The sequence below is a fragment of the Mesorhizobium sp. M7A.F.Ca.CA.004.06.1.1 genome, assembly GCF_003999135.1.
Taxonomy (GTDB): Bacteria; Pseudomonadota; Alphaproteobacteria; order Rhizobiales; family Rhizobiaceae; genus Mesorhizobium.
The window spans coordinates 1-1,061 of the sequence record NZ_RZPQ01001201.1 but is presented as its reverse complement, the minus strand read 5'-3'; the positions used below and the strand labels follow the sequence as shown (position 1 = coordinate 1,061).

Sequence of the window (1,061 nt, the reverse complement as noted above, 5' to 3'; positions counted from 1 at the left end):
TCGAAGTCGATCTCGATCTCGAAACGGGTCCCGTCATAGGGCCGAAACTCCGCCCACGAGGCGCCGTTCTCGATGCGGACCGGCTTGATGACCCTGATATAGCGCCGCTTGACCGAGAGCGTCTCGATACCCGCCTGATCGATGGCTTCGACGAACGCCATGGCGCTGCCATCGAAGATAGGAACCTCGGAACCATCGATCTCGACAGCGACATTATCGATGCCGAGCCCAAACAGCGCCGCCATGATGTGCTCGACCGTGGCGATATGCTCGCCGGCGGGATCACCAAGCATGGTGCACAGGTCGGTAGCGCCGACTTCCGAAACCAGGGCACGAAACTCGCGGCCCTGTTCCGCACCGTTGAAAAGCTGGAAAACGATGCCGGTGTCGGCATCCGCGGGCACGAAGCTGATGGACACTTCCTTGCCGCTGTGGACGCCGGTGCCGGTAAGCGACGCGCGCGTCTTCAATGTCGTCTGATAGTCGTGCAAGACAATCCCCATAAGCCCGTAATGCCTAGGTCCGCTTCTCCAGCCCGAGGGCGCGGCTCTTGTGTGAATCGGCTGGCAGGGTGACTTCCCCCGAAATCCCGGCAAACCGATGATGGTAGGCAGCGAAGATAATGTCCCGTCAGGGAGACTCCAAATCACGGTTTCTTACTCTGTGTAACCGCAAAATGGAACGAGTGCGACTTGGTAAGTCGTTGAAATCACATCATTTAAAACATTAACAGGCAAGCGATTCCTCGCTTGCCTGTTAACAAATGTTACAGTCCGTTTACCAATCAGTTGGCCTGGCGGCGCAGGAACGCCGGAATCTCCAGCTGATCGTCTTCCTGAGTCGTCCTCACCTGCGGCGTCAGGCGGCCCTGATCGTCGAGCTGGCCGCGGCGCGGCGCATAGAGCTGCGCATCCTGGCTGGCGAGACGGCGCACTTCGGGCGCGGCCTGGCGCAGCTTGGGCTCGCGCGGCTGCGCCGGCTGCAGCCGTGCGGGTTCTTCCTCGCGACGGGTCAGGCCATTGGTCAGGCGCTTCAGCAGGCCCATCGGTCCGCTGTTGTTC

The 1,061-nt window shown here is 60.6% G+C and carries 1 protein-coding gene and 1 pseudogene; both read right to left on the bottom strand.

The features are described from left to right. Positions 1-503: UDP-3-O-acyl-N-acetylglucosamine deacetylase (locus EN906_RS35135; protein WP_206529274.1), on the bottom strand; the 503-nt coding region annotated here is incomplete at its 3' end. Between the two features lie 281 nt (positions 504-784). Continuing rightward, a pseudogene (locus tag EN906_RS35130) lies at positions 785-1,061 on the bottom strand (cell division protein FtsZ); the annotation flags it as partial.